Here is a 23,525-nt window from a genome sequence, read left to right on the forward strand (position 1 = left end):
ATGAGCACACAACCCGACGGCGTGAATGACCTGCTCTCCCGAGACCTCCAAGCGGCGATGGCCGTGGCCGGGCGCTGGGGCGAGATGATGGCCCGCCAGCGTGCCGAACAACTCCGCCAACGTGTCATGGAGCAGCAGCACCGGCGGCGTGAGCTCCAGGAGCGCTTCGAGGCCGAACGCGCCGTGATGCGCACCGAGCTCGCCCCGGTGGAGCAGGACCGGTTCTGGGAGACCGCCAAGCCGGAAGACATCGCTGCCCACTACGGGCTGGCCCGCCAGTGGGAGCAGCACGACGAGGTCGCCCAGGCCGCGCGAGGACGGATCGAGTCTCAGGTGAAGGAGCGCCACGGGTTGAGCGTGGAGGACTACCTCGAGGAACGTACTCCGGAGAGTCAGCGCACGGATTCGGCGGAGCAAGAGACCGCCGCACGAGAGACAGTGGACGCCCAGCGTGACCACGCCGCCGCTCTGAACGCCGCTGAGGCCGGCCGTGGCGATCTCCAGAACGACACCGATGCACGCAATGCTGCCGCTGAGGCTGAGGAGCTGTGGGACTCCGGGGACCGGCGGGCCAACCTGGCCAGTCGACTCATGGACGCCCTCGGTGGCACCGAAGAAGGCCGTGATGGCGTGCGCGCACGCCTGGCGGCGGACCGGGACCAGGGCACGCCCCCGATCGACGCCGTACGCTCCACCCAACGCGGCCCCAAGGCACGGAAGAACACCGGACGTGCAGCGGGACGGGACAGGGGGCTGGAACTGAACTGAGGGTTTCCGGACAGCAGATAACACCTGGCTTCAAAACCTGATCGGTCGTTGCTCAAGTTCCTGCCGGTGATGGGGATCGGTGCACCGTTTGCTTCGGCGACGTTGGTCCAGAATTGGGAATAGCCGACCGAAGGAGCGCTGAACCAGCAATGATGATCGACTACAACGTCAGCGATCACTGGTCGCCCCAACATCCCGACTGGCTCAAGGCACTCGTGTCCTCCCTTGACCGTCGCCACGGCGTGAGTACTGTTCTCCCCCTTACGGTCGTAGTAAGTGAGATTGCGGAGTGGGTGCAGCTGGCAAGCGGAGTTGACGCCTGGAAACCCGGCCCGAACCGCGAGTCGTTGCGGCTCGATCTAGAAGAATCCGTCCAAGCGATTGGCTCCTTGCTGCGTACGCAGATCGCCACGCCGTTGTCGGAGTTCGAGTCCGCCTTTTCCCGACTCATCTCAAGCCCAGGTGCGATCCTTAAACAGCCTCCCGGCACGCGCACCGACGCTGTTTGGACTGAAGTCTCGACCTCCGCGACGGAACTGCTCGTGGCACTGAAAACTGACCAGGCCGTGCGCGCCAGCTGGGACGACCTGGTCGCGACCGCGCAGGACCGAAGTCTTGTGGGAAGGGAATATCGCCCAATTGCTGAACTCCTGTTCGAGCAGCTTCAGGGGCGCGGACACCATGCGGAAGGAGTCTTCAGCGATCTCGTGTCGATCGTTGCCTTTGGGCGCGCCCCAGACGACGTACCTCTAGGGGAGAAGGAAACTCCGCTCGATGAGCGCCTCACGAATGCGCGCACGTTCGTCGGGACCCCCGCGGAGGTGAAACCAACCGTCGTTTGGCTCGGCTATAAGGGGCGGATTCATCAAGACCTCGAGGCGGGCGGAGTTTGCTTTTACGACGCGCGCTGGGCCGTCCCGAACGCCGAGCCTGGCCGCTTTGAGTTCGCACATAAGGCGGAGCTTTGGGAGCTGGTCCAGTACGGCTATATATTTCGTGTTGCGAAACGCGTCGACGAGGAATCCGATGTGGACACTCTCGTGCGCGTTGATCTCGGCACCACAACGGCGGCTGGTGCGGTCGAGCGGGCGATTGCCATAGTCGACGTGATCTTGAGCGTTTCTATTCACCGGGCAGGTGGGATCCGTCCGCAGCTCGCACAGTTTCAAGTACTCCGCTCCGGCCAGTATGCGGGCGGCGGTCACCATGCTGTCCGGAAAGAGCTGGGCTTTCCCAACGACACCTACGGCGCGGGCCTTACCACCGAGGCGATCGGGCAGCACGGCCCGCGCATCGCGGAGGCGCTGGCCCGCGAGGAGCTCCCGCGGTTCCTGGCCGCTGCTATCGAAGTCCAGACAACCGCGGACCATCCGTTCAGCCGAGACATGGCGCTGCGTAAACCGTCAGAAGCAGATATCAGCAGTGTCATCCCACTCTCGGACCGTGTCGTCCAGCACGTGGCCGCGCACGCAGCCATGAATCCGAACGATCTCTTCTCGAGTCTTGGTGAACGCTGGGCGCACGCCCGTTGGCTGACCGACCTCCAGCGCGCGGCCGGCATGTGTCTACTCGGCGGCAACGATCGGAGCGAGTTGCTGACCGAACTAACGCGGGAGTGGCTCTCGGATCACCCGAAGAAACCATGGCTACTGTTCCTCGCTGATCGCGCCGATGACTTCCTGTCGCTGTGCCGTGTCAAACACGAGTCTGCCTGGATCGCTCGCATGTTCTCTAGCATCAAAAGTCACGCTATCTACCGCGTGCTCGTCGACGAGTACACGACTGAGGGTGCTGTGCTCGATGCGCGTCGACGTCGAGTCCGAAATGCTCTGGTGCATGGCAACCCCACGAGCTTTGCCGTCGTACAGTCCGTTCGTGAGTACGCCGATTTTGTTAGTGGTGCGGCCCTCAACCTCGCCCTGGAATCCTACGTAGAGGGGACGCCTCCTGCGGTTGCACTCCTGGAACGAACGGATGATTTCATCGCAATGAAGAGCGGACAGGATGCGGCGACCTACTGGCGCCAGCGTATTGCCAAAGAGGGCTGGTCGACCCGCAGGTAAGGAATGGCCGCCGCCCCGACGAGCATGTCGGCACGGCGATGATCCCGCGACTGTAGTACTGAAGGGGGTGGGATCGAGGCATTCGGGGAAGTAGGCAACGCCGAGGGGCATAGCACGGTGGATGCCCCCGTCATGGACTGCGTCCTTTTCGCTGTGACGTTCAGTCGAACAGGCCCTCCGGTGGTGGTTCCAGAGTTAGAGGCACTCCCTTGGGGCTGTGTTCCCTGGGGGTGCAACCGTGGAAGGGCCCTTTCTCCTCGAAGAGCACACGCATCGTGGGGTCGGCGTAGTCGCGCCACCACACGGCCAATCCCGTGGACGGGTCGGTGCGTAGCTGCTCCCACGCCCGCCACAACCCCGTCAGACGGCTCACCGCTTCCTCATGCCGCCACCACTGGGCGCACCAGGTGAACGTGGTCGAGCGACCCGCAGGGTCCAACTGACGTCGGTACACGGGCGCCAGTTGCTCGGTCACGAACTGGGCCACGTTCGCGTAGAACAGCTGTGCAGGAGGCTGTTCCTCGACGTCCTCGTTGCCCTCGGCGGCTTCCTCTTCCCAGTTCATCTCTACTCCTTCACCAGCGCCGCCCACCGGTTCCCGGCAGGCGCGGCCGCCGCAGTCTCAGCAGCCGGCTTCTCGGGCGCGTCCCCCTGGTCGACGGTGGCCGCTGTCGGGCTGTTATGGGCCTCCTCGGAGGCCCTGGATGCTTCCGCGTAGGGGCGGTGGTCAATCGGAATGGTGCGCAACAGCACGGCCCTCGCCCCGGAGCCAAACATCACGGCCCTCCCCTTGGGCAGGGCGGACAGGTCAGCCACCGACATGATGTCGTCGGTGGCGTCCTGGCGGGACGTGGACCCGGAGTCCTTCTGTCTCGAGGAGGAGACCGAGGTGTAGGTGTACTTGCCGATCAGCTCCGAGAGCATCTTCAAGTAACCCTCCTCCTTGACGTTGCCGCCGTAGGTGACGACGTTGGCCGTGGAGAACAGCTTCTTCATCCCGGACTCCCCCCACACGTCCACGCCCTGGGACCAGGACTGCAAGAACGTGGAGACCACGATGCCGCGGGACCCGTAGTGGCTGTAGAGGTTGGGCAGGTTCATCCAGCGGCAGACGTTGGCGGCCTCATCGAGCACGCAGAGCATCGGGGTGGCCAGCCGGCCACCACGCTGGCTCACAGCGTGCTCCTCGGCCGCCGTCACCGTGGCCACGGTCAAGGCGGTCACCAGCGGACCGGCGGTGCCGGCCCCTTCCTTGGACAGGGCGTAGAGGGTGTGCTTGCCGGCCACGAACGCCTCCGGCTCGAACTGCGGCCGGTCGTCGCCGGGACCCGTGGGGTTGACCCAGGCGGCGATCTTCTCGTTCTTCAGGCACGCGGCCATCTGCAGGGCGGTGGAGTAGACGCTGCCCCGGTACTTCTCCGGTTGGTGGATCGTGCTGGCCACCGAGTCCGCTTCCTTGGACCACCCGTGCTCATCGAGCAGTAGCGCCGGGGTCTCATCGGTGGAGCGGGTCAACCAGTAATGCACCTTCTCGATGGGCTCCCCACCCACGGCGGCCGCGAGCAACAGCCCGGCCAACAGGTCCTTGCCGGCGGAATCGAAGTGACCATCGCCCTTAGCACCGACGTCTCGGGAGCCAGCAGCAAAGTTGTTCGCCATCTCGGCGGCGCGCTCACTATCGGTGACGTAGGTCAGCGGGTTCCACCACCAGGTCGGTTTCTCCCCGGCGACTCCCTGGGGGTCGAAGACCCACACGTCGCCGTTCTCGGCGCGGATGTCGCGGGTCAGACCGGAGAGGTCGCGTTTGTTGGAGGTGGCGATCACCGGGCCCGGGGCCTCGATGATGGACGGGGCCGCCTGGGAGGTGGTCTTGCCGGTGCGGGTGCCCCAGATGTGCAGGAGGGTGTCCTCCCAGGAGGCGTAGAGGGTGTGTCCGCCGCGGACCATCTTGCCGAGCATCACCCCCGGGGTGTCGACGCCAAAGCGATCCGCTTTGGCGCGCGCCTGCTTCTCGGTGAACGGGGCGACGTCGCGCACGGTGGCCATGCGCGGGGCGGCACGGTCGTGCTTGACGAGCTTCTGGGCTTTCTGGTGGCGCTTGAAGGCCCACAGCACGAACAGTGCTGCCGCCACCAGCCCGAGGGCGGCCGCCAGGACGATCTCCGTGGTGCGCCACGGAAGGTCTCCGGTGACCACACCCAGGGACCGTTCCCAGTACCCGGTGGGCAGCGGATTAGCACGCGGGGTGAGAGCCTGTCCGGCGGTGTGCACCACGTAGAGAAGCGCGGGGATACCGACCAGCGCAAAGAGCAAGGTGAGCAGCAGGGCGACTTCGCCGCCGCCGGCCTTGTACTTACGGTCCAGGGAGCTCATCGTTCGCCCCTCTCCTGAGCGGCACGGAACTTGGCCTCGTGCCACTTCTTCTCGGTGTCGTGGACCTGAGACCGGCGCTCGGTGGGGGTGAACTCCATCGAGAACGGAATCCCCGCCCTCGCACCGACCTTGATGAAGAACTTCCCCTGGCCCGGCGGCGGGGAGGTGGTGCGATCGTCGAAGTACCACTCCCGGTTCTCGGGGTCCTCCAACCAGGCCCGCAGCTCGGCCTCATTGACCGTCAGCCGGTCGGTGGAGGCGTACACGTCATCGTTGGTGTACTGAATCTCCTCATCGCCCCGGCGGTTCCAGGCCGGCGGGTCCTGCCAGGCAGCGAGCTGTTCCTGCTCGCGCATCGACAGCGGCACGGACTCGGTCAGCAGCGGCATCTCCGACTTGGCCAGCCCACCGAGGATCTTGATCCCGCAGCGGTCCATGATGCCCTTGGCCTTGGCTCGGTCCTCCTCGCCACGCACGGCCATCAGGTCAGACGGGGTGTGGGAGGCCATGATCTGCCCGACCCCCATCTCCCGGTTCAGGCGGGTCAGTGCGTTGACCTGATCGACGATGCCGGGCCCGGCCGCCAGGGTGTTCCACAGCTCATCGAGGATGAGCAGGAACCGCTGCCGCTCAATCACCCCGTCATCGGCCAGCATGTTGGAGGTCCGCACCGTTCCGGTGCCAATCGACCAGCACGCCAACAGGGTGGCCGCCCGCAGATCGGACTCGGACTGAGAGATCCGCGAGAGGTCGAAGACCATCGGTCTTGAGGCGTCGATCTTGTTGGTGGAGGGGCGGGCGAACATCTGCCCGAAGGCCCCGGTCCCGCACAAGGAGTTCAGCGAGGACTCCAGACCCTCGGTGATCTCGTCATAGCGGGCATCATTGCCGCGATCCAGGGACACCTCGCGCACCTCGGCCGGCTTGTCCTTGAGCACCTGGCGCAGATCCGCCATGACCGGGACCGTGCCGGATACGGTGTGGCGGGCTTCCAGGACGGTGAGGCACCGATCCAGGATCTGATCCTCACGCTCGTCCAGCGGCTTCTTGCGCAGAATCGCGATCAGGGACCGGACCAGGTCGAATCGCCGGGTGTGCAGATCAGCCAGCAGCTCCTCCGCCTTGGCGGCAGACAGCAGCTTGGCCGCCGCGACCGCTCCGGCGTCATCGAGCGGGTTGATGTGGCCGACCCCGCGGCCCAGCGGCAGCACGGCCCCGCCCAGGTGCTCGATCATGGCGACGTGTTCGCCCTTAATGTCGCCGAGCACCATCGGCCACACCCCGAAGGCGGCCAACCCGATGGCCATCCGGCGCAGCAGGGAGGACTTGCCCAGCCCCGGGTTGGCCATGATGAACGCCGAGGGGTTGGCGATCACCCGCAGCTTCTGGAACCAGGAGATCGGGTCACAACACACCGGCTCCCCCGAGAGCAGGTTCCGCCCCAACGGCACGCCTTCCAACGGGGAGCCCCCGCCCATGGGGAAGGGGAACAGCCCGCAGACCTGGTAGTTGGTGCCGCGCATCTCGCGGATCGGGTGCAGCAGCTGCGCCTCGCCCAGACCCCGGCCCTTGTGGCCCCGCGGGCCCGGGCGGTAGGTGGAAGTGGCCGTGACGGAGGTGCTGCCCGTGCGCTTCGGTCTAGTGGAGACCTTGCCACCCCTCATCCGAGCGAAGGCCCGGTCCAAGACGGTGGCGCCGGCCGCGCCCCGGGAAGCGGGGAGGATGATCTGCTTGGCGTTCTTGGTGGCCATTAGAGTGCGTTCCTCACGGTCGAGGGCAGGGCCAGATGATCCGGAATCACGACACCCAGCGGTAGGCCGGCGGCGAAGGTGGAGTCCTGGGCGCCGTAGGCCTCCTCCATGCGGATCCTCGCCGAGGTGCCGAGGTTCTCGATGATGGCTCCGGCCTCATCCAGCTCGCCCTTGGAACGGACGGTGGCGGTGACCACGAGCCCGAAGTTCAGCAGCCCGGCCCCGTCGGCCTCTTCGGCGGCGGTGGCCTGGGCGGCGCGGGTTTCGCGGGTGTCCCGGGCGGTGGCGCGGTTGCGGGAGGAAGCGTTGAAGGTGGCGGTGTTGATGTCGTTCTCCACCATCTGGGCGGCCCGGGCGGGGTCGATGGGGCGGTAGAGCAGGGTGACGCGCTTACGCACCAGTTCCGGGTTCGGGGCGATCAGGGCTTGGAGCACGTTGGCCTGAACGGTGGAGCGCGGGGGCACGGACATCGCCCAGGACTTCGACCAGGAATTGTTGTGGTGGTAGCAGTCCCAGAAGGTGTCAGCGGCCTGGGGGCCGACCTCGTCCCAGTCCAGTTCCGGGGCTTTGCCCTGGGCGTGGGCCCGGTCGAAGAGGATTGCCTCGGCCGGGTCGTAGGCCACCCGGATGACCTCGCACAGCTGCTGGGCGGTGAGTGGGGCGGCCACCCCGGCCCCGGTGTCGTTGAGGGACAGGGTGAGGTTGGGCAGGCGCGCCGCCAGATCATCGGCGACTTCCTGGGCGTTGCGGATCCGCCCGCCGGCCCGCACGGAGGCTTTGAAGGTCACCGCGATGTAGGCCCGGGTGACGGTGGCACCGGTGGGCAGCATCTGCACGGTCTCGTTGATCACGTCGCGGGCAAACGCCGGGGCGTTCTCGGCCATGCGGGCCTCGATCTTGCGGGCCAGCCGGTACCCGGAGTCCGGGGCGGTCTCGATCGTCACCGAGGCGGCGGTCAGCCCCGGTTCGTCGGTGAGCATCCCCAGCCAGTGCGACCAACGATCCACCCACCGGTTGATGTGGTCCTGATCGACCATGCCCCCGCCATCGGGTTCAGAGGCCAGCACCACGGTGAAGTGGTGCTTCTGCGGGACCTCGAGCAGAGCGAAGGGGCGGCCGTAGCCGTCGACGTGCTCGGTGATCGTGGACCGAGCCGAGACCCCGGGCAGCTTCGTGGTCCCTGAAGGCACCCGGGACACGGGGCCGGCCCGGTAGACGTTGGCGCCGGAGTAGACGGCGTTGGCCCACCCGGCCCGGCGGAGGATGCGCTCGATGAGGGTGCGTCCGTGCTTGTTCTTCTGCATGGACAGGGCGATCAGGACCAGGATCACTGCTTCGAAGCCCAGGGCGGCTAGCCACAGGTTGAGCATCATCAGCAGGACCCCGCCGACCACCCCACCGATCAGCAGCACAGTGCCGGCGGTGGAGAGCCCGGCCAGGCCCTTGGAGGTGGGGGTGCGGAAGTTGCCGTACACCCGCGGACGGTTCTCGGTTTTAGCTTCGGTTTGCGCCATCGGGGTAGGCCTCGTCTCCGGTCTCGTAGATGATCTGCTGCTTGAGCGCACGTACCTGCTGCTGGGCGGCCTTCGCCGTCGGCCCCACACCCGGGGCCGGGTCTGACGGACGCGTCCCACCACCCGCTCCCGGAGCGGTTCGTGCGCCGGTGCCAGGGCCCGGACTGGGTCGGGTGCCCTTCCCGCCGCTGGCGGTGGGCCCAGGGGTGCTGGCACCCAAGGAAGGCCGGGCCCCGGAGCTGCGGCCCGTTGAGGCCACCTGGGTGGCCTTGGTATCGGTTGGGCCCGCAGACGAGGTGCTACCGGGTGCCGGGCCCGACGGGGCACCACCTGGGCCCGTAGTCGAAGACGTGTCGGAGATTCCGATTCCTGCGCTGGATGCGGTGGCCTCTCCTACAGCCTCCCCGGTCTTCTTGACGGCGTCGGCGGCCGCCAAGCCGACCGCCACCGGAGCCGCAGCCGCCCCAGCGGCCGCGGTACCCGCGGCGCCGGCACCTGCAGCCCCAGCTCCCCCGCCGGCGGTTCCCGCACTGCCAGCGCACGCACCGGCAGGCGTAGGCGATAGTGTGGACGTGGGCGCCTGGATGGCGGAGCTATCGGAACCGAATCCGCGTCCGGACCGCGACAGGTGGGCCGCGCCCTGCGGGATCGCCGCGCCCATCGCAGCGACCCCCAACGCACCACCTCCACCGTTGGAAGACATCGAGCCCAGCACGGGGCTGAGGAAACCAATCAGCACCGGTAGCGCGAACACGGAGGCGATGATCATCATCAGCCCCGCAGCGAACTGGATCAGCCCGCCGTCGCCCTCCCATACCCCGGTGGTGGACATCTTGATCGCCAACCCGTAGATCAGGGCCGCCGCCGGCTTGTAGAAAGCAAACGCCAGGGTCCAGGCGATGACTTTCTGGAAGAAGTTCTTACCCGTTTCCGTGTTCAAGAAGGCGGCAGAAAGTGGCAGGATCCCCGCCATCAGAAACAACATCCCGGTGCGCAGCACCATCAGCATCACCTGAATGAGGTTCACGATGATCGCCACGACCCCGCCGACGATGATCAGGATGACGTTGCCGCCCAACCACACCGGACTGGTGCCGCTACTGGCCATGTTGTCCAAGGCCAGGAGCTTGAGCACGTCGGTCTGGAAATCATCCCCGATGGCGGAGGCAATGATCTGCACCGCCAGGGCGTCGGTGCCCCGGATCAAGACGTTGAGGATCGTCACCCCCGAAGCGGTGACCACGGCCAAGGTAAGCAGGCCCTTGAGCAGCTCCCGGGCCGGCTCAGCGCGCTGGGACCAGGCCATCTGCGCCCCGGCGATCATTACGCTCAGCGCGGCCACCGCCAGAGTGAGATAAAAGGTCTGGTCCTGGATGAATCCCACCGAACCGCTCAAGTTCATCGCCCGGGCCGGGACGAGGAAACCGATCAGGCTGGTGGCTCCCCCAACCAGCGCCGCCCCGCCGGCCAGGGCGGTGGCGGTGTTGACCAGGCCCGCGCCGTCGCCGCGGCGGGCGTTAACGGCCAGCATGATGCCCAAAAACAGCACCCCGAACACGGCCACGCCCAACCCGAGCCAGCTCGCGTAACCCAGCAACGTGTCGATGTAGGCGTTGAAATCCCCCCGCACCGGAGGCTGAGAACCGGTACCGCCCTCGGAAGTGAGGCCGGCGCTGTCGATCCGCGTCCACATCGAACCCAGGGAAGCGACCGTGTCGACCACACCGGCGGTCACACCGTCGGCGATCTGATCTAAGGCATCCCCGGCGGCACCGGTCAGAGCTTCGCTAACACCTTTTTTCGCTTTGCAGATGCCGTCAAGGAATCCACACTTTTCCTCGTCAGCCATTGTCGGGATTCCACTGGATGTACCCGGACAGATCGGAAATCTGACCTGAGACGGGGCCACCGCTCCCGTCATCCTGCAACAGGAAACTCCAGTCTCCCTCGTACCAAACCATGTCGGTTGCGGTCGTTGTGTAAACCTTTTCCGTCCCGTCGTCGGCGGCCAGCACAACCTCGACGGTGGCCTTATCGTCTGTATATGAGAGCAACCGGAACCCGGCCACTTCCAGCGGGACGGTCGTCGTGTCGTTCTCGCTCACTCGCTGCTGCGCCTGCCCGATGGCGATGTTCTTGCCGGGGCCCTCCATGACTCGTGCTTCGATGGTGTCGAGGAGGACCTGCGGATCGTTGCCCGAGATCAGCATGTTGGTGGAAGCCAGCAACGCCCCTTCGGGGGTGTGGGAGTAGCAGGACCGGACACCCGTGGACTCGTCCACGGTGCCCGGCCCGTGCTTCTTCGAGGCTGGGGCGTAGATCGCCCCCAGAGCTTCCCACTCGACGTCCTTCGGCGCCTTGGTCAAGGTGGTACCGCCGGCGGCGGACAACCCGCACACCGACTCCCCACCCGAGGACGCTTCGGTCGCGGTGGCCGGGGCGGGCTGGGACTGGGACTGCTCCTGTTCTTCGGGCCACAGCCACAGGACCAGTCCCAGCACTACCAGCAGGGCCACGAGCACCGCCGAGACCAGGAACCAAGGGCCCGCCCACCATGGTTTGTCGTTGTCTGTCTCGAGCTGATCTGTCACCTGCTGCTCCTTTGTCGCGCGTGGGACTAATCCTGTAGTTGTTAATGGTGGTCAGCTTCTAGATGCTGAAGTGGGGGTCATCGTGGATCACGATGGCAGCAGCCTCCGCATCGCTACTCTGCTCTTCCTCTTGTCCTCCGCCGTCTTGGGAGATAAACGAAAGGATCGAAGCACCACCGGAGATCAGCGCGACGGCCAACACGATCTTGATGATCCCGGAGATTTCTTCGGTGGTCTCACCACGACGAGCGTCGAAAGCCATCTTCCCGCCCACCACCAGCAGTCCCAGAACGGCGATGCCCAAGGCAATCCACTTGCCCACACCGACCATCCTGTTCCAGGACTCTCCGATGCCCGGAGGAGCCAGCGGGTCGGAGTCAGGCAGTGCAGCAGGCAGGGCCAAAACGGTGTCCTGCGCGGCAAGTACGAGGTCGATCATTGGGGAATCCTCTCGGAGGTGAGTTCATCGACTGCCTCACCGATAGCGGTGAGGACTTTCTTCGGCTCACGGGCCATGGACTCCCAGTCCACGGCTCCAGTGAGTCGGAGTTCTTCGATCCACGGCACCACCCAGGTGAAGGGGACACCGCCGGAGATCACACGGGTCGCTGCTGCCAGGGATCTCGGGGTCTTGCCCGGGGTGTCGGCCACGATCACCAACCCCGCGAGCACTACATCCGGATGTTGACCGGAGGCCCAACCCTGGGCGGCACGTCGAGCTGCTTCCAACCCACGATGCGTCTGACGGGCGAGGAGGACAACGACAGGAGACGGTGCCTCTGGGGTCGGAGAAGGCCAACGATGATGGCATTCGACACCATTTAGCAGCTCCCGGAATGTGGTCTCTCCCGCTCCACCATGGGCGCCTAACCAGTACGGACCAATAGATGACGCGGGAAACCGTTCGAGCCGCCCGCCGCCGACCGGTGCAGAAATACCCTGCTGGGGCGCCTGCGCTCCCCGAAGCGCCGGGGGCGGCTCAGGAAGGGTCTCATCCAGGAGCGAGACCGTCTGAGCCCCCGTTCCGGGCGCGACGAACACTGTCCACCGATTGCCCATCTAGGCTCCCAAGTTGAATTCAATGCACTGAGGTGCATTCCCGTGGATCATCCACGAAATTAAGTTGAACATGTTCAACTATAGGCAGTTTCGAGCTATGGTGTGCAACCGTAAGCAATTTTTTCCCACTCCGATGTACCGGAGCCGCTGTGATCGCTGGAGCGCTCTCTATGACTGAGTCGCTGGACAGAATCTTCAACAGGCTGCCCGAGCGACTCACCGCGGCCCAGCTGACCGAGGTGCTGGGGCTGTCCAGTAGCACGGTGACCTACCGGTGGCTGAGCGATGGGCGGGTGCCAGCCATACAGCTGGGTTCGCACTGGATCATCCTCCGGGACGACGTGAAAGAACACCTGCGTGCTCACTACAACGTCTCTCAGCAATCCAACCTCGGAATGAGGGACACCGACTGATACGAAAGGCATTCCCATGGCGCAGGCGCTCGACCGTCCGCGATGCACCGCGACGATCAACGACAACGACACCGTTGAAGTCTCCGTCGACGGTGTGGTGACCCCCCTAAATTCAATGGACGACGCCATTGCTCAACTAACCGAGACCGCGCGTATCTTGGGTCGGGCCGTCAAGGTCGTAGCCGTCGACCCGTCTTCGGCGAACGAATTCGAGACCTACCTGGTCGTTGGGCCTGACGGGGAAGTCTCCACCGATGCGACGCCCACTCGCCTACCCCGGACCGGGCGTCGAGGCAGCCGTGCGGTCAGCCCCGGAGAGCTCGTGCCCGCCGAGTCGACCCCGGAACCACTGCTGGGCGAGCCCGAAAGTTCCTCTCATAAAAAAGCTGCCTCAATGTCTTCCACCATCGTTGCGCCGACTCTCAAGAACGCTTCGCAGTCCCGTCCCGTGCAGGCAAAGCCAATGCCCTCTAGCGCCCCGGTGCCGCAACCATCTGACACAACAGTCTTAGACATCGACTCCGCCCCCAGCTTTATCGCCACCGACAGCTCTCTGGACGAGGCACCAGCCACCCACGGTTGGCGCGGGATGCTCAACCGCATCGGGCTGCACCTGACCCCTGGGCCTGGGGAAGTAGCGGAACGAGAAGACCTGGTCGCAGTCTCACGGCACTGGATCGGTTCCCGCACCATCGCGGTGGTCAATCAGAAGGGCGGTGCCAACAAAACCCCCACCGTTGCCCTGCTCGCCGCCCAGTTCGCCCGCCACGGCGGGGCGGGCGTGCTTGCCTGGGACAACAACGAAGCCATGGGATCCCTGGGCTGGCGCACCGACGGCACCGACCACGACTCCACCGCGCTGGACCTTCTCCACCACGCTAATCACTTCCTTACAGCCGAAGCCAAGGCGGCCGAGCTGGCCGCCTTCGTCCACCACCAGGCGCACGACGCCTACGACGTCCTGCGCTCCGACGAGTCACCGTCCAACACCCACGAAATTACTGGCGCCGAGGTGGACGCCTTGCACCGGGTGGCCGAGAAGTACTACCGGCTCGTCATCATGGACAGCGGCAACTCCACCCGGGGCGAGAACTGGGCGCATATGATCGCTCACACTGACCAGATCATCATCGCCACCACCACCGAGTCCGATAAGGCCCAGGGCGGGGTCAACGCCCTCAAAGCCCTGCACGCTGGAGGCCCCCATGCCAGGGAACTGGCCCGCAATGCCGTGGTGGTCATCTCCGAGCTGATGCCCTCACACAGCACCAAGGCCCAAGCCATTACCGAGGAATACGCCCCGTTTGTGCGTGAGGTGGCCATCGTCCCCTTCGACCCGCACCTGGTGCAGGGCCGCATTCATCACTGGCAACTACGTCCAGCTACCCGCAGGGCCTGGCTCCACGCCGCGGCCCTGGTCTCCCGGGGCTTCTGATGGCCAAGCCCCACCCCCGAGCCCTCGGCGGCGCGGCGCTGCTTCTCCTTGGCCTTTTGGTGAGCATTGTCATGGGCTTAGCCATGTTTGTGACTACCCTGGCCGAGGAGGAAGACACCGCGAGCCTGTCCACCAGCTGCACTGCCACCGCCGTCGGCACCAACGAGAAGGGCAATGTGGTGTCCGTGCCAAACGGCTGGGGACCGCTCGTGGACGCGGCCGCCAACCAGGCCGAACTGCCGGCCAGCCTGGTCGCCGCACAACTGGCGCAGGAGTCCGGGTGGAACCCAGATACCACCAGCCCCGTCGGCGCCCAGGGGCTGGCCCAATTCATGCCCGCGACCTGGGCCACCTATGGCAACGGCGGAGACCCCTTCGACCCCGAAGATGCCATCGCAGCCATGGGCCGTTACATGGCAGCCCTGAAGAAAGAAATTCAGCCCATTGCCGGGGACGATCCGGACGAACTCGTGCGCCTAACCTTGGCTGCCTACAACGCCGGACCCGGTGCGGTACAAGAGCACCACGGCGTCCCGCCCTACCCGGAGACCCAGCAGTATGTTGAGAAGATCCTCGATGGCGCCCAGTCCACCTTCTCCACCGACTGCAAGGCCCCCACTGGGGCCCGGGCCTGGGACGGAGGCCTCGGCGACGGTGAGTGGACCACCCCACTGCCCGGGGGCGTGTTCACCTCCAGCTACGGCGGGCGCGCTCTAGCCGGAGTCCCCGGTTGGGCCAACCAACACGAGGGCGTGGACATCGCCACTCCCGGGGCCGGCAACAGCAGCGGCGGAGTCGTTGTAGCCCCCACCAGCCTGCGGATCACCGGGTTCAACCCCACCGACGGATGCGTCATCGCCAAGGAGAACGGGCCCGACCCCGATTTCGGATTCGCCTTCTGCCACCTGCACTCCTGGGACGTGGCCAAGGGCCAGAAGCTCAAACGCGGTGACATCATCGGCGTCGAGGGCAACCGCGGACGCTTCGGCATGGCCACCCACCTGCACCTTGAGATCTACAAACCTGACGCCCCCGACCTCGTCTTTCCCTACCAAGGGCACAACCTCGACCCCCAGCCCATCCTCAAAGAGAAAGGTGCGTGGCCGAGATGATGCGCCACCCGCTGCGCCTCGCCGCAGCCTTGTTGATGTGCGTGTTGCCGCTTGCCGCTTGTGGCTCCAGCAACGAAGCCCAGCAAGTCTTCCAAGAAGCCACCGCCTCCCCCACGGCGCGACAGCTAGGCGAGGGCACCTTCGCCACCGCGGATAACGCTGACCGCACCGATGCGGACTCCACCGCCGAGGTCACCGCCCTGATGCTCCACTCCTGGGACACCGCCAGCGACCGCACGGAAACCGCCGCAGCGATCCGCGCCCAGTCGCTGATGTCCCCTGACTGGTCCGTTCACCAGGTCGAGCCCGACCGTAACGCAGCAGGCGCCCCATGGCTTACGGCAGCGCAGCACGAGAGTTACAGCGCGCCCACCATCGTCCCCGTCCACGGCGACGTCAATCAGGACGTGGCTCCGGACAAGGCCATCCGCGCTTACACCGTGGAATGGACCTGGAATACCCGCGACGGAGCCACCATCCACGAAATGGATCGTCGGCAGGTCACCCTCTACCTCGAAGAGCGCGACGGCCAGTGGGAAGTCGTCGGCCATCAGTCCCGCCACATGGGCGACGCCCAGCAGGTAGATGGTAGATGAACGAAGGAAGTTGGCACTGCCGTTGTGATTGGGCCGGACTCCTTTAACTACTGTGTGGAGTCGTCCTGAGAGGAACTTTCCTTCTTCTCGATGACCTCAAGGATCGCCTGAAGCCCTTCAGGATCAATCTGGCCAAGGGCTCTCGCCGCGAAGTTGCGCACCTCGGCTCGTCGGAGGGCGCGCACCGTGGCTAGTTCCTGCTCGACCTGCTCAGGCAACGGGCCGTTCTCGTGCACCAGATATCTGGGGTCCACTCCGAATACTTCCCCCAGCGCCCGGAGCAGTTTCTCATCGGGGCGCACCCGGGTGTCGGCCGTCTTCAGGTAGTGCCATTTCGTGCGCGACATAGCCACACCACGGTCTTTTATACCTTGCTGGATCGTGGTGAAGTCGTAGGGATGGCCAGTTTCGGTGCGCAGGGTATCCAACAGCAGGTTGATTTTGTCGGCCAAGATCTGGGCTGACCGTTCCCGGTTGGCATCCCCCACGTCTTTTCTCCTCATGTCACGATCCAGGCGTAAATGCTGCCCAGGAAGGCTAATCCGTAGATGAAGCCTGAGATCACCTGGTGACCAGTGTGGTCCTGGAGCCGGATACGGCTCCAGCACACCACCAGGCCCACCGGAACGAACAGCAGCCCGACAACACCCCAGGATGTTGTCAGGGCAACAATAGTGCCGCCCATCATCATGCCGTGCCCGGAAATCTTCCACCACGGACTCACCACAGCGATTACTAACCCGGCCAGGAACGTGGCCACCAGCAGTGCCACAATCTCGATCGGTCCCCGCAGCAGGATCGCCGCCGTGAGGTAGCTGAGGACCAGCACCAGCACTCCGGCCATCACCGGGCGGCGGTGCTCCTTCACGCTCACGTGGTGGTCGGTGAGGACCCCTCGGCGCACCAGTATGAGGACCACGGCCAGTGGAACCCCGCACACGATCAGGGCCGCGCTGATTCCCCACCACAACGAGGCGGCAGAAGGGTGCGCCCCCCAGGGCAGCGCGATGAGCAACGCCGCCAGCAGCACAGGAGGCTGGAAGGCTTCCGTGGCGGTTCTCTCCCAGCGGGGGACGACGATCGAGGTGCTCATGATGTGAGTTCAAATCTCCTCTCGGCGGTCTGCAGGGCACACCGTTGTTTTTCCGACAGGTCCATGTTCTCTGCCCGCAGGGCGTCTTCGACGGCAATGACGGCACTGTAGAGAACTTTCTGGGGATCAGCCGACAGGGCACTGCGCCAGCCCGGAGGGCGTCCACCAGGGCTCCACCGGTCAGCGTCGAGTTGGGCCCACACCGGGGCGATCCTCAGGATGTCCATGCGCAGACCCATTTTCAGGCGTCGGCCTTGGGCGTAGAGACCCAACCACGCCACGGCCAAGCACACCAGCACGGCCCCGGGCAGGAAGACCGGCGCGAACGAGGCTCGCATGGCCGTAGCTACAGTATCCCAGGTGCCTGAATACCCGAGGACTGCATAGCCGGCCTCAAGCGTGCAGCCGAGCACGAGCAGAGAACCTCCCACACCCAGGCCGAGCAGAGCCGGCCACAGCAGACGGTTGTGCTCCGGCTGGCGCAAGGCGAGTTCCTGGAAGGCGACACGGGCAACATCGGTGGCGTTCCACGCTCCCATCACCATGATGAGCAGCGTGTAAACCAATGTGCCGCCCTGGGCAAGGTGGTCCGGGATGAACGCTCTCGAGGTCGGGTCCCGATCGATTGAGAAGAACGCTATCGTCAGCCCCAGCAGTAAGGTACCGCCAATGGCGGTCTCCCACAATGTCCGCGACCGGCTCCAGTCCCTGCACTGCAGGGACTGGACGAGGGCCGCCCGCAGGCACCATACGGCGCTAAGCGCGAGCAGGCTGCGCACCAGGTGGAAGATGTTCTCTCCGCCCAGCCACGCATCCACGCTCTGTTCGGGAACCATGACCCCGTTGGCCGAGAAGGCCAGCGCCGCCAACGCCGTGCCCATCCAGACGAAGTCCACGTGGCGTCGCCGCGCTACTCGTGGCAGACGAACGACCACCGCCACGACGGCGAAGATGCAGGCTACGGTTTTGAGCAGACTCAACACCGCACCAAGGCCCATTAAAAGGCCTCAAGCAGAGGATCCACCCGCCGGGTCAGTCTGGCGGCCAACCTCGTGGCGGCGTTCTCTGCCGCGATCTCCTGGGCTGTCCAGGTCGAGGAACGCCCGAGAAGGGTCTTGATCCGCCGGGAGCCCCCAATATGGGCGAAGGCATTTCCCAGTGTCAGCTCGCATCCACCATGCATGAGGAGGATGTGTCCGTACTCGTGCAGAATCACGTGCCGACGCAGCAGCTCGCTCTCACCGGCAGCATGGAAGATCCAGGACTGCTCAGCCTTCTCCAACCACAGCCCTGTGACGTCCTGGCCCAACCCCGCGGGGGCAGGCTCGATGTGGACGGGCTTGCCGTGCCGACGCTGCACCTCCAAATGAAGACCCTCCCAAGTGAGATGGTCCGGCAGTTCAGCCAGCATATCGGAGTCGGAATGGGAAGCAGTTCCCCCTAGCCAAGACATGCCCTCCAGGCTACCTGGAACTTGAACGTGTTTATGTTGAACATGTTCAAAAAATTGTATGATTGATGCGATGCACCTAGGCGGGAGCCTTCACTGTGTCTTTATTACGTCAAGTTTTAGAAACAAGGGGGCAAGGAAATCATGGAGACACACCCCACACTGCTACCGGTTGCGGTTGCAGTATGCAACGATGGCTTCATGACCGAGTACCAGCAACCAAAGCTGCAAGGACACAAAGTGGCGTTATCCACGCGTGTGTCTCCTGAGCAGCACCGCGCGGCGGTCGAAGCGTCTCGTCGAACGGGACTCAGCATGGCTGAGTACATCGGTGCCTTGATCGATCGCGATGCGGGACGACCCAACAAGCTTGACAACAGGGAGGAGCCGCGCCTACCGCTGGCTAATTCCGCTTAAACGACTGACGACCCGCCTGGCAGGGCGGGCCGTCGAAGTCATTTGGCTGTCTCAGGTCTCCAAACTCGCGACAGCCGTTTCAACAGCTAACTGAATCGGAACCTGTCATGAATCCAATATCAGGGGACTGTTATGTCCCTTAGTATACCTGAGGCGCGTCCACAAGTGGACCCTGCCTTGCTGGATGTTGTCCTTTTTTGCCCCGAGACCCCGGCCCGCCGGTTCCTAGCACACCACCGGATCGCGTACTTCCGGTGCGGTCAGACCAAGTCGCAGGCGTTCCCGAACCGTGGGCGGCCTGCTGGGGAGTTCGCGTTCCTCCAGCTCAACCCGGCCGATTGGTTGAATTTCCTCGTCGTCGACGTCGATGACGAGGCCGCGTTGTTGAACCTGATGCACCCGGCGGTGCCGGAGCCGACGTGGATCATCGAGAACCCGGCCACTGGTCACGCCCAGGCCGGGTGGGCGATCGAGCCGGTCTACCGGGGCGAAGGCGCTCGGCCGTGGCCGATCCGCTATGCAGAGGCGGTACAGCGGGCCCTGGACCGGCTGGTCGATGGGGACCCGTGCTTCACCCGTTACTTGGTGCGCAACCCGGCTGCTGAATTCCCGGCCGGGCGTGTGTGGTGGGGCCGCAGAGCCAGCCCATGGTCCCTGGGGGATCTCAAGGCCCACATGGCCGAGTACATCGACCCGTTCCACGACGAGGCTATTGACGGACCCGCCGCATCAGCCTGGGACCCGGGCACAACCCTGCTGGGGCAGGCCGGCATCCCGCGGGCCCCGGTAATGGACACCGCCACGGAGGTGGGGCGCAACACCGCTATCTTCCGCGCCACCCGCCGGTGGCTATGGGACCAGCAACAGATCCGCCACCAGACCCCGAGTGAGGCCGCCTCGATCGCCCATGCCCGGGCGCTCAACGCCCAGCTGCCCCACCCCCTGTCCGATGGGGAGGTGGCGTGCCTAGCTCGTTCAGCCGTGCGGCAGGTCAATGCTGGCAAGGGACGCCCCACGTCCACCAGCGGTTCTGACGCGGCGCATGAGTATCTGGCGCAGATGGGACGGCGTGGTGGGAAAGCCCGTACCGAGGCCAAGGCGCGTGCGGCGGCGGACAACGCCGGCAAGGCCCGCCAGGCCCGCACCGACCGTGCTGGGCAACTGCGAGCTAAGGCATTGCGGTTGCGGGCGGCGGGGGCGACCTACCGAGCCATCGCCGAGGCCGTAGGGCGTACTACGCGCACTGTGATGGCCTGGTTGAAAAACGAGCCCATCACACCCGCCGGCGGCCCCGACGAGAAGGGTGAAATTCTCCAAGCAACAGGTATTTGTCCCGTCGCTGCCGGACAAACTAGCACCTCCCCCCACCCGGCCCCTTCCCCCATAGCTGCTGCCGAGGACCCCCTTGGGGCAACTAAACCCACCCACCAGTGGCCCCAAGGTGCCCAGCGCAAAGAGCTGGAAGCTGCCCTCACAGACCGGCTCCACACCGAGGACCGCGGCCCCCTACTCTGGGTGCCGCCGGATTACCTGGAGGACCCCTTGCGGATTCTAGGTCCTGGCCTTTCTCCCTGCCGCCTTGGGCGGCAGGGAGAAAGGCCAGGACGAGCCGACCCTCCCCGGGTTGTGCGCTGGGTGGTCGGGAACTCCATGTGGTCGAAGTGGGGGCTCGAGTAGGAAAACTTTACGGCCTGCGCCTCCTGCACCTGACGGTTACCCCTACAAGATCACTCGCATACCCGGTGAGACCAGCTACTCAGCACGATTTTTCGGCTTCATCGGCCACTGACCGGTCATGTCTGGGGTGCTACCAGGTTCTGCGAATTCCCCGGGTCTGTTCCACCGTTAGCTAATTCAGTTACGGGCGAGGTCGGCGGTAATAGGGCACGGGGGTGAGGTCTTGGTACTTGGCTGCGGTCTGAGATGCGGCATCGTTCAGTGCCCTGGTGATCTGGGCCCGGTCCAACCACCAGCCGCTGGTTATCGCCAGACGATCGAAGAAGAAGCGCTGGGTGCTTCGGCTGTCCTCCCGGAACGGATGCGGATAATCGATCTAGTCATAGTGATAGGCCAAGCATTCGATGAACTAGTCCCGATCCAGGTGCTGTAGGTAGTTGATCCTGGCGGATCTGATCGAAGACGAAACCGGCCGAGTAGGTGATCATCGATACCGGAAAAAACGGCTACGCCCCGGGACCGTCTTACGCAGATCCATGGTACGAAGCTGCCCCGTCCAGGGATACATGTCCTGAAACAGGTGACGGTGGATGGCTTGCAGTTAGACCAGATCTCGGGTGGGTACCAGTGGGTGGCGGGACGGCTGCAGGGCGCGGACCGCCACCAGGTCGGCTTCCGCGGCGGCGAGCTCTGACGCGGTGGGTGCGTCGATCAGGTTGGTCAAGATCCCGGTGTGCGGACCCAGATAAGGGTCGAGGTGCAGGCCGGGGGCTCACTCCAGGCCGTAGCGGGCGCGCGTGCGCCGAAACCAGCTCCTCGACCTCGAAGCCCGCCATTGGCGAAAGATCTAACTCAGCACGGGTCACCGCAGTGACGTGGAGCCCTTCCCTGGCGCGCTGTGCACTACGGAAGCCACCTGTCGTGTCCGATCCACCTCGAGGGCCGACGACAGACGGTGCTGTTGCCCCTTGGGCCAATCCGCCAAGCAGCTCTCTCCTCGCGCTACACCACCGACTGGGACGAGCTCCACACCGTCTCCTGAGCACGGACTTCTTAGCTGGTCCGTACTAGGACTAACTTACTTCCCCAGCTGATTAAGGCGACAGTTCTTCTTGGGACTTGGTTGACGGACGATGGCTGCCGCACATTTCCTCGGCCCTGGCGGGCCTCCGAAATGATTGCCCAAGGAAAACCGCGGGAACCTCCGAGCCCGGACTGGACCACGATCACTACCAGCACCTCGTTCGCGGCATCCACCACATGCACTTTGGTACAGGCAATTTCCTGAAGTTTTGTGGGTGATCGTGATACGTAGCTTGTACCATATTGGTACCACACTGGTATGGTACTAATATTGATGTGGTGCAAATCCAGCTGAAGGGCCCTGCATCTTGCCAAACCTCCATGGGGACGGTGGTTTGTGCATTCACTCTGACACCACGGCAATATAAGGGTCTGAAGGTGCTGAGCTCACAGCATCTAATACAGAGCCATTTTCACACTGGTGTGGTACTGGTACCACACCAGTGTGAAGTATGCGCCCGGCTCGAAAGGTTTCCGTAGTCCTAGCGCTTCTTAGGTAGGGAACCGACGAGCTTTTTGATCGTCTTCTGCTGGGAAGTGTCGAAGGCAGTGCCTGGGCATGAAGATGCCGTGCCAACTCTTGTCGAAACGGCACCATATTGGTACTAGTGTGGTACTAATATGGTGCCGATGTGGTGTGAAAGAACTACTTGATCGGCACATTTTGACCGTAGCGCTCTTCAAGCACGGGCCATACGAGCTCTTCGATCAACTTCTGCTGGGAAGTGTCCTCAGCTTCGGCGGCGTAATTGAGCAAAGCATGCTGGATTTTATTGAACCGGAAGTTGTACCCCTTTACCTTGGCTCCGCTTCGCGCCCGCCGCTTCCACGGCTTCAGGGGCGGTCCCTGAGCAGGGATGTCTGAACCTGATCGTTCGGCTGCCGCTGCAAACCGCTCAATCTCTTCCTCACGATTAGAAGCAATCGGTCCGCGTTTCCTCACCATGAGAAGACCTCCTGGGTCAGTAGTTGGATCTCGGCCTTGGCCTTGGCATCGCGCATCTCTACGACTCCCTTGCCGTCGGCCAGGCAGTCGGCAAAAGCCTTGCGCTGATGCAACACGGTCTGAGCAAGCCGCACTCGAGGAAAGTCCTCGAGATACGACTGCGCTTCCTCTCGTTCCTTGGTGAACACATTGGAAGATACAAAGTTGAGGACCAGCATTGACTTAAGGCCCTCATTAAAGTCTTGGGCCCCTTCAACCGTCTCCAGGAGGCCGGCCACGGCGTCAAGGTCGGCTTGGGTGGCGCGCGTAGGACTGATCAGCATGTCCGCAGCAGTCAGGGCTGTACGCATTTCCTTGGAATCTTTGCCTGGGACGTCGACCAGGATGTGATCGAACTTGGGTCGGAACTCCTCCAGGAACTTGTGCAGTGATCCCGACTTCTGCACGGACTGCAGTGAGGGAAGCCCGGCCTCCTCTCGGTCGGTGGTGAAGTTCGAAGTTGTGCGGATCGTCGGGTCAGCGTCTACCAGCAGCACGTCCTTTCCCTGTCGTTGCAGCTCAACGGCCATGTTGACGGTGAGAGTCGACTTGCCCGTTCCGCCCTTTTGGTGCCCAAAGACAATGATCATGGCACCACAGTAACACCAATGTAATGCCATATTAGTACCAGAGTGGTACTAATATGGTTTATTATGGTGTGGTACTAATCTGGGGTGGTGCACGGCCTGGCCATTCGCCTTTCAAATGCACAGAGCCCCGAGGTCTCCAGCGGGCGGCATCCCAACCTTCGGGTAATTCTTTCGACCCGCATCGTCTCCAACCGGTCACGCGGTGGCCCGTTGACGTTGTCGGCGTGAACGAGGCAGACAACGTGGTCTACGCCGCCACTGCCACCAGCGGTGACATCGATGCAGGTAGACGGGGCCAGGCGCACGGTCGCCCAGTTCTTCCCGGCACCGCCGCCAGTTCAGTACCCCGGGCACCCTCACGGAGGCAGACATCGTGGTCGGTGGGGTGAAGGAGACGAACGTGAGCCGGGCGGCGGCCAGTAGCGAAGACCTTAGCCTTGATCCACCGATGAGCATGCTGGGCTTGGGCCGCAATTAAAGACGAGATGCCCGTCTGACCGGGAAGAATGGGACTTGTTCAGGGTTCCGTTCCACCGCGATGAGAGGGCATCTCGC

23 protein-coding genes are annotated in these 23,525 nt (G+C 64.2%); 8 read left to right on the forward strand and 15 right to left on the reverse strand.

Annotated elements, in window-relative coordinates:
* Together RF638_RS08980 and RF638_RS08985 are read left to right on the forward strand one after the other, a co-directional pair.
* Positions 1–768 carry a hypothetical protein gene (locus RF638_RS08980; RefSeq protein WP_368841799.1) on the forward strand — a complete coding sequence of 256 codons (768 nt, stop codon included), beginning with the start codon at positions 1–3 and terminating at the stop codon, positions 766–768.
* A 149-nt stretch (positions 769–917) separates the two neighbouring features.
* Positions 918–2,831: a hypothetical protein gene (locus RF638_RS08985; protein ID WP_368841800.1), complete on the forward strand. Its 1,914-nt coding sequence runs from the start codon at positions 918–920 to the stop codon at positions 2,829–2,831.
* 160 nt (positions 2,832–2,991) lie between these two features.
* Here the strand turns inward: RF638_RS08985 and RF638_RS08990 are convergent, their stop codons facing one another.
* From RF638_RS08990 to RF638_RS09025, 8 genes are read right to left on the reverse strand one after another with little or no spacing between them, the layout of a single operon-like run.
* Positions 2,992–3,396, reverse strand: a complete 405-nt coding sequence (locus RF638_RS08990; protein WP_368841801.1) for a DUF4913 domain-containing protein — start codon at positions 3,394–3,396, stop codon at positions 2,992–2,994.
* A gap of 2 nt (positions 3,397–3,398) precedes the next feature.
* On the reverse strand, positions 3,399–5,204 hold the full coding sequence (locus RF638_RS08995) for a type IV secretory system conjugative DNA transfer family protein (RefSeq protein WP_368841802.1): 1,806 nt from the start codon (positions 5,202–5,204) through the stop codon (positions 3,399–3,401).
* Positions 5,201–6,955 carry an ATP/GTP-binding protein gene (locus tag RF638_RS09000; protein ID WP_368841803.1) on the reverse strand — a complete coding sequence of 585 codons (1,755 nt, stop codon included), beginning with the start codon at positions 6,953–6,955 and terminating at the stop codon, positions 5,201–5,203. Before RF638_RS09000 ends, RF638_RS08995 begins: the two co-directional genes overlap by 4 nt.
* Positions 6,955–8,469 (reverse strand): SCO6880 family protein, encoded by a 1,515-nt coding sequence (locus RF638_RS09005; RefSeq protein WP_368841804.1) that lies wholly within the window; start codon positions 8,467–8,469, stop codon positions 6,955–6,957. Before RF638_RS09005 ends, RF638_RS09000 begins: the two co-directional genes overlap by 1 nt.
* Positions 8,450–10,318, reverse strand: a complete 1,869-nt coding sequence (locus tag RF638_RS09010) for a type IV secretion system protein (protein ID WP_368841805.1) — start codon at positions 10,316–10,318, stop codon at positions 8,450–8,452. The genes RF638_RS09005 and RF638_RS09010 overlap by 20 nt, the downstream gene beginning before the upstream one ends.
* Complete coding sequence (locus tag RF638_RS09015) at positions 10,311–11,060, reverse strand: hypothetical protein (RefSeq protein ID WP_368841806.1); 750 nt, start codon at positions 11,058–11,060, stop codon at positions 10,311–10,313. Before RF638_RS09015 ends, RF638_RS09010 begins: the two co-directional genes overlap by 8 nt.
* 58 nt (positions 11,061–11,118) lie before the next feature.
* Positions 11,119–11,499 (reverse strand): hypothetical protein, encoded by a 381-nt coding sequence (locus RF638_RS09020; protein ID WP_368841807.1) that lies wholly within the window; start codon positions 11,497–11,499, stop codon positions 11,119–11,121.
* Positions 11,496–12,119 (reverse strand): DUF6668 family protein, encoded by a 624-nt coding sequence (locus RF638_RS09025; protein WP_368841808.1) that lies wholly within the window; start codon positions 12,117–12,119, stop codon positions 11,496–11,498. The genes RF638_RS09020 and RF638_RS09025 overlap by 4 nt, the downstream gene beginning before the upstream one ends.
* Before the next feature lie 170 nt (positions 12,120–12,289).
* Here RF638_RS09025 and RF638_RS09030 point away from each other — a divergent pair, with 170 nt between their 5' ends.
* The 4 genes from RF638_RS09030 to RF638_RS09045 all read left to right on the forward strand — a co-directional run bounded on the left by RF638_RS09030 (position 12,290) and on the right by RF638_RS09045 (position 15,675).
* A complete protein-coding gene (locus tag RF638_RS09030) occupies positions 12,290–12,532 on the forward strand; it encodes a helix-turn-helix domain-containing protein (RefSeq protein ID WP_368841809.1) in 243 nt (80 codons plus the stop codon).
* 16 nt (positions 12,533–12,548) lie between these two features.
* Positions 12,549–13,967: an AAA family ATPase gene (locus RF638_RS09035; RefSeq protein WP_368841810.1), complete on the forward strand. Its 1,419-nt coding sequence runs from the start codon at positions 12,549–12,551 to the stop codon at positions 13,965–13,967.
* A gap of 83 nt (positions 13,968–14,050) precedes the next feature.
* Positions 14,051–15,079, forward strand: a complete 1,029-nt coding sequence (locus tag RF638_RS09040; protein WP_368841811.1) for a transglycosylase SLT domain-containing protein — start codon at positions 14,051–14,053, stop codon at positions 15,077–15,079.
* Entirely contained in the window at positions 15,076–15,675 is a 600-nt protein-coding gene (locus tag RF638_RS09045; protein ID WP_368841819.1) for a hypothetical protein, read from the forward strand. Before RF638_RS09040 ends, RF638_RS09045 begins: the two co-directional genes overlap by 4 nt.
* 47 nt (positions 15,676–15,722) lie before the next feature.
* Here the strand turns inward: RF638_RS09045 and RF638_RS09050 are convergent, their stop codons facing one another.
* The 4 genes from RF638_RS09050 to RF638_RS09065 are packed head-to-tail and all read right to left on the reverse strand — an operon-like array spanning position 15,723 to position 18,221.
* On the reverse strand, positions 15,723–16,163 hold the full coding sequence (locus tag RF638_RS09050) for a hypothetical protein (protein WP_303383259.1): 441 nt from the start codon (positions 16,161–16,163) through the stop codon (positions 15,723–15,725).
* Positions 16,164–16,174: 11 nt separating this feature from the next.
* Positions 16,175–16,768, reverse strand: coding sequence for a hypothetical protein (locus RF638_RS09055; protein ID WP_303383258.1), 594 nt, complete (start codon positions 16,766–16,768; stop codon positions 16,175–16,177).
* Complete coding sequence (locus RF638_RS09060) at positions 16,765–17,748, reverse strand: hypothetical protein (protein ID WP_368841812.1); 984 nt, start codon at positions 17,746–17,748, stop codon at positions 16,765–16,767. The genes RF638_RS09055 and RF638_RS09060 overlap by 4 nt, the downstream gene beginning before the upstream one ends.
* 17 nt (positions 17,749–17,765) lie before the next feature.
* Positions 17,766–18,221, reverse strand: a complete 456-nt coding sequence (locus RF638_RS09065; protein ID WP_368841813.1) for a hypothetical protein — start codon at positions 18,219–18,221, stop codon at positions 17,766–17,768.
* A 198-nt stretch (positions 18,222–18,419) separates the two neighbouring features.
* Between RF638_RS09065 and RF638_RS09070 the strand changes: the two genes are divergently transcribed.
* Together RF638_RS09070 and RF638_RS09075 are read left to right on the forward strand one after the other, a co-directional pair.
* The gene (locus tag RF638_RS09070; RefSeq protein ID WP_231885621.1) at positions 18,420–18,635 is read left to right on the forward strand and encodes a hypothetical protein; all 216 of its coding nucleotides are present in this window, start codon (positions 18,420–18,422) and stop codon (positions 18,633–18,635) included.
* 165 nt (positions 18,636–18,800) lie between these two features.
* Entirely contained in the window at positions 18,801–20,312 is a 1,512-nt protein-coding gene (locus RF638_RS09075) for a replication initiation protein (protein WP_368841814.1), read from the forward strand.
* A gap of 601 nt (positions 20,313–20,913) precedes the next feature.
* Here RF638_RS09075 and RF638_RS09080 read toward each other — a convergent pair.
* From RF638_RS09080 to RF638_RS09090, 3 genes are all read right to left on the reverse strand, one after another.
* Entirely contained in the window at positions 20,914–21,036 is a 123-nt protein-coding gene (locus RF638_RS09080) for a hypothetical protein (RefSeq protein WP_368841815.1), read from the reverse strand.
* A gap of 1,005 nt (positions 21,037–22,041) precedes the next feature.
* Positions 22,042–22,341 carry a hypothetical protein gene (locus RF638_RS09085; RefSeq protein WP_368841816.1) on the reverse strand — a complete coding sequence of 100 codons (300 nt, stop codon included), beginning with the start codon at positions 22,339–22,341 and terminating at the stop codon, positions 22,042–22,044.
* On the reverse strand, positions 22,335–22,970 hold the full coding sequence (locus tag RF638_RS09090) for an AAA family ATPase (RefSeq protein ID WP_368841817.1): 636 nt from the start codon (positions 22,968–22,970) through the stop codon (positions 22,335–22,337). The genes RF638_RS09085 and RF638_RS09090 overlap by 7 nt, the downstream gene beginning before the upstream one ends.
* Positions 22,971–23,525 lie beyond the last annotated feature (555 nt).

The sequence above is a fragment of the Kocuria sp. CPCC 205235 genome (genome assembly GCF_040980905.1).
Lineage (GTDB): Bacteria > Actinomycetota > Actinomycetes > Actinomycetales > Micrococcaceae > Kocuria > Kocuria carniphila.

What these genes read in the sequence shown, in the direction of transcription:
- RF638_RS09020 (WP_368841807.1), bottom strand. Translation starts at nt 11,499, where the DNA reads ATGATCGACCTCGTACTTGCCGCGCAGGACACCGTTTTGGCCCTGCCT.
- RF638_RS09035 (WP_368841810.1), top strand. Translation starts at nt 12,549, where the DNA reads ATGGCGCAGGCGCTCGACCGTCCGCGATGCACCGCGACGATCAACGAC.
- RF638_RS08995 (WP_368841802.1), bottom strand. Translation starts at nt 5,204, where the DNA reads ATGAGCTCCCTGGACCGTAAGTACAAGGCCGGCGGCGGCGAAGTCGCC.
- RF638_RS09045 (WP_368841819.1), top strand. Translation starts at nt 15,076, where the DNA reads ATGATGCGCCACCCGCTGCGCCTCGCCGCAGCCTTGTTGATGTGCGTG.
- RF638_RS09025 (WP_368841808.1), bottom strand. Translation starts at nt 12,119, where the DNA reads ATGGGCAATCGGTGGACAGTGTTCGTCGCGCCCGGAACGGGGGCTCAG.
- RF638_RS08980 (WP_368841799.1), top strand. Translation starts at nt 1, where the DNA reads ATGAGCACACAACCCGACGGCGTGAATGACCTGCTCTCCCGAGACCTC.
- RF638_RS09010 (WP_368841805.1), bottom strand. Translation starts at nt 10,318, where the DNA reads ATGGCTGACGAGGAAAAGTGTGGATTCCTTGACGGCATCTGCAAAGCG.
- RF638_RS09005 (WP_368841804.1), bottom strand. Translation starts at nt 8,469, where the DNA reads ATGGCGCAAACCGAAGCTAAAACCGAGAACCGTCCGCGGGTGTACGGC.
- RF638_RS09000 (WP_368841803.1), bottom strand. Translation starts at nt 6,955, where the DNA reads ATGGCCACCAAGAACGCCAAGCAGATCATCCTCCCCGCTTCCCGGGGC.
- RF638_RS08990 (WP_368841801.1), bottom strand. Translation starts at nt 3,396, where the DNA reads ATGAACTGGGAAGAGGAAGCCGCCGAGGGCAACGAGGACGTCGAGGAA.
- RF638_RS09065 (WP_368841813.1), bottom strand. Translation starts at nt 18,221, where the DNA reads ATGTCTTGGCTAGGGGGAACTGCTTCCCATTCCGACTCCGATATGCTG.
- RF638_RS09090 (WP_368841817.1), bottom strand. Translation starts at nt 22,970, where the DNA reads ATGATCATTGTCTTTGGGCACCAAAAGGGCGGAACGGGCAAGTCGACT.
- RF638_RS09030 (WP_368841809.1), top strand. Translation starts at nt 12,290, where the DNA reads ATGACTGAGTCGCTGGACAGAATCTTCAACAGGCTGCCCGAGCGACTC.
- RF638_RS09055 (WP_303383258.1), bottom strand. Translation starts at nt 16,768, where the DNA reads ATGAGCACCTCGATCGTCGTCCCCCGCTGGGAGAGAACCGCCACGGAA.
- RF638_RS09085 (WP_368841816.1), bottom strand. Translation starts at nt 22,341, where the DNA reads ATGGTGAGGAAACGCGGACCGATTGCTTCTAATCGTGAGGAAGAGATT.
- RF638_RS08985 (WP_368841800.1), top strand. Translation starts at nt 918, where the DNA reads ATGATGATCGACTACAACGTCAGCGATCACTGGTCGCCCCAACATCCC.
- RF638_RS09070 (WP_231885621.1), top strand. Translation starts at nt 18,420, where the DNA reads ATGACCGAGTACCAGCAACCAAAGCTGCAAGGACACAAAGTGGCGTTA.
- RF638_RS09040 (WP_368841811.1), top strand. Translation starts at nt 14,051, where the DNA reads ATGTTTGTGACTACCCTGGCCGAGGAGGAAGACACCGCGAGCCTGTCC.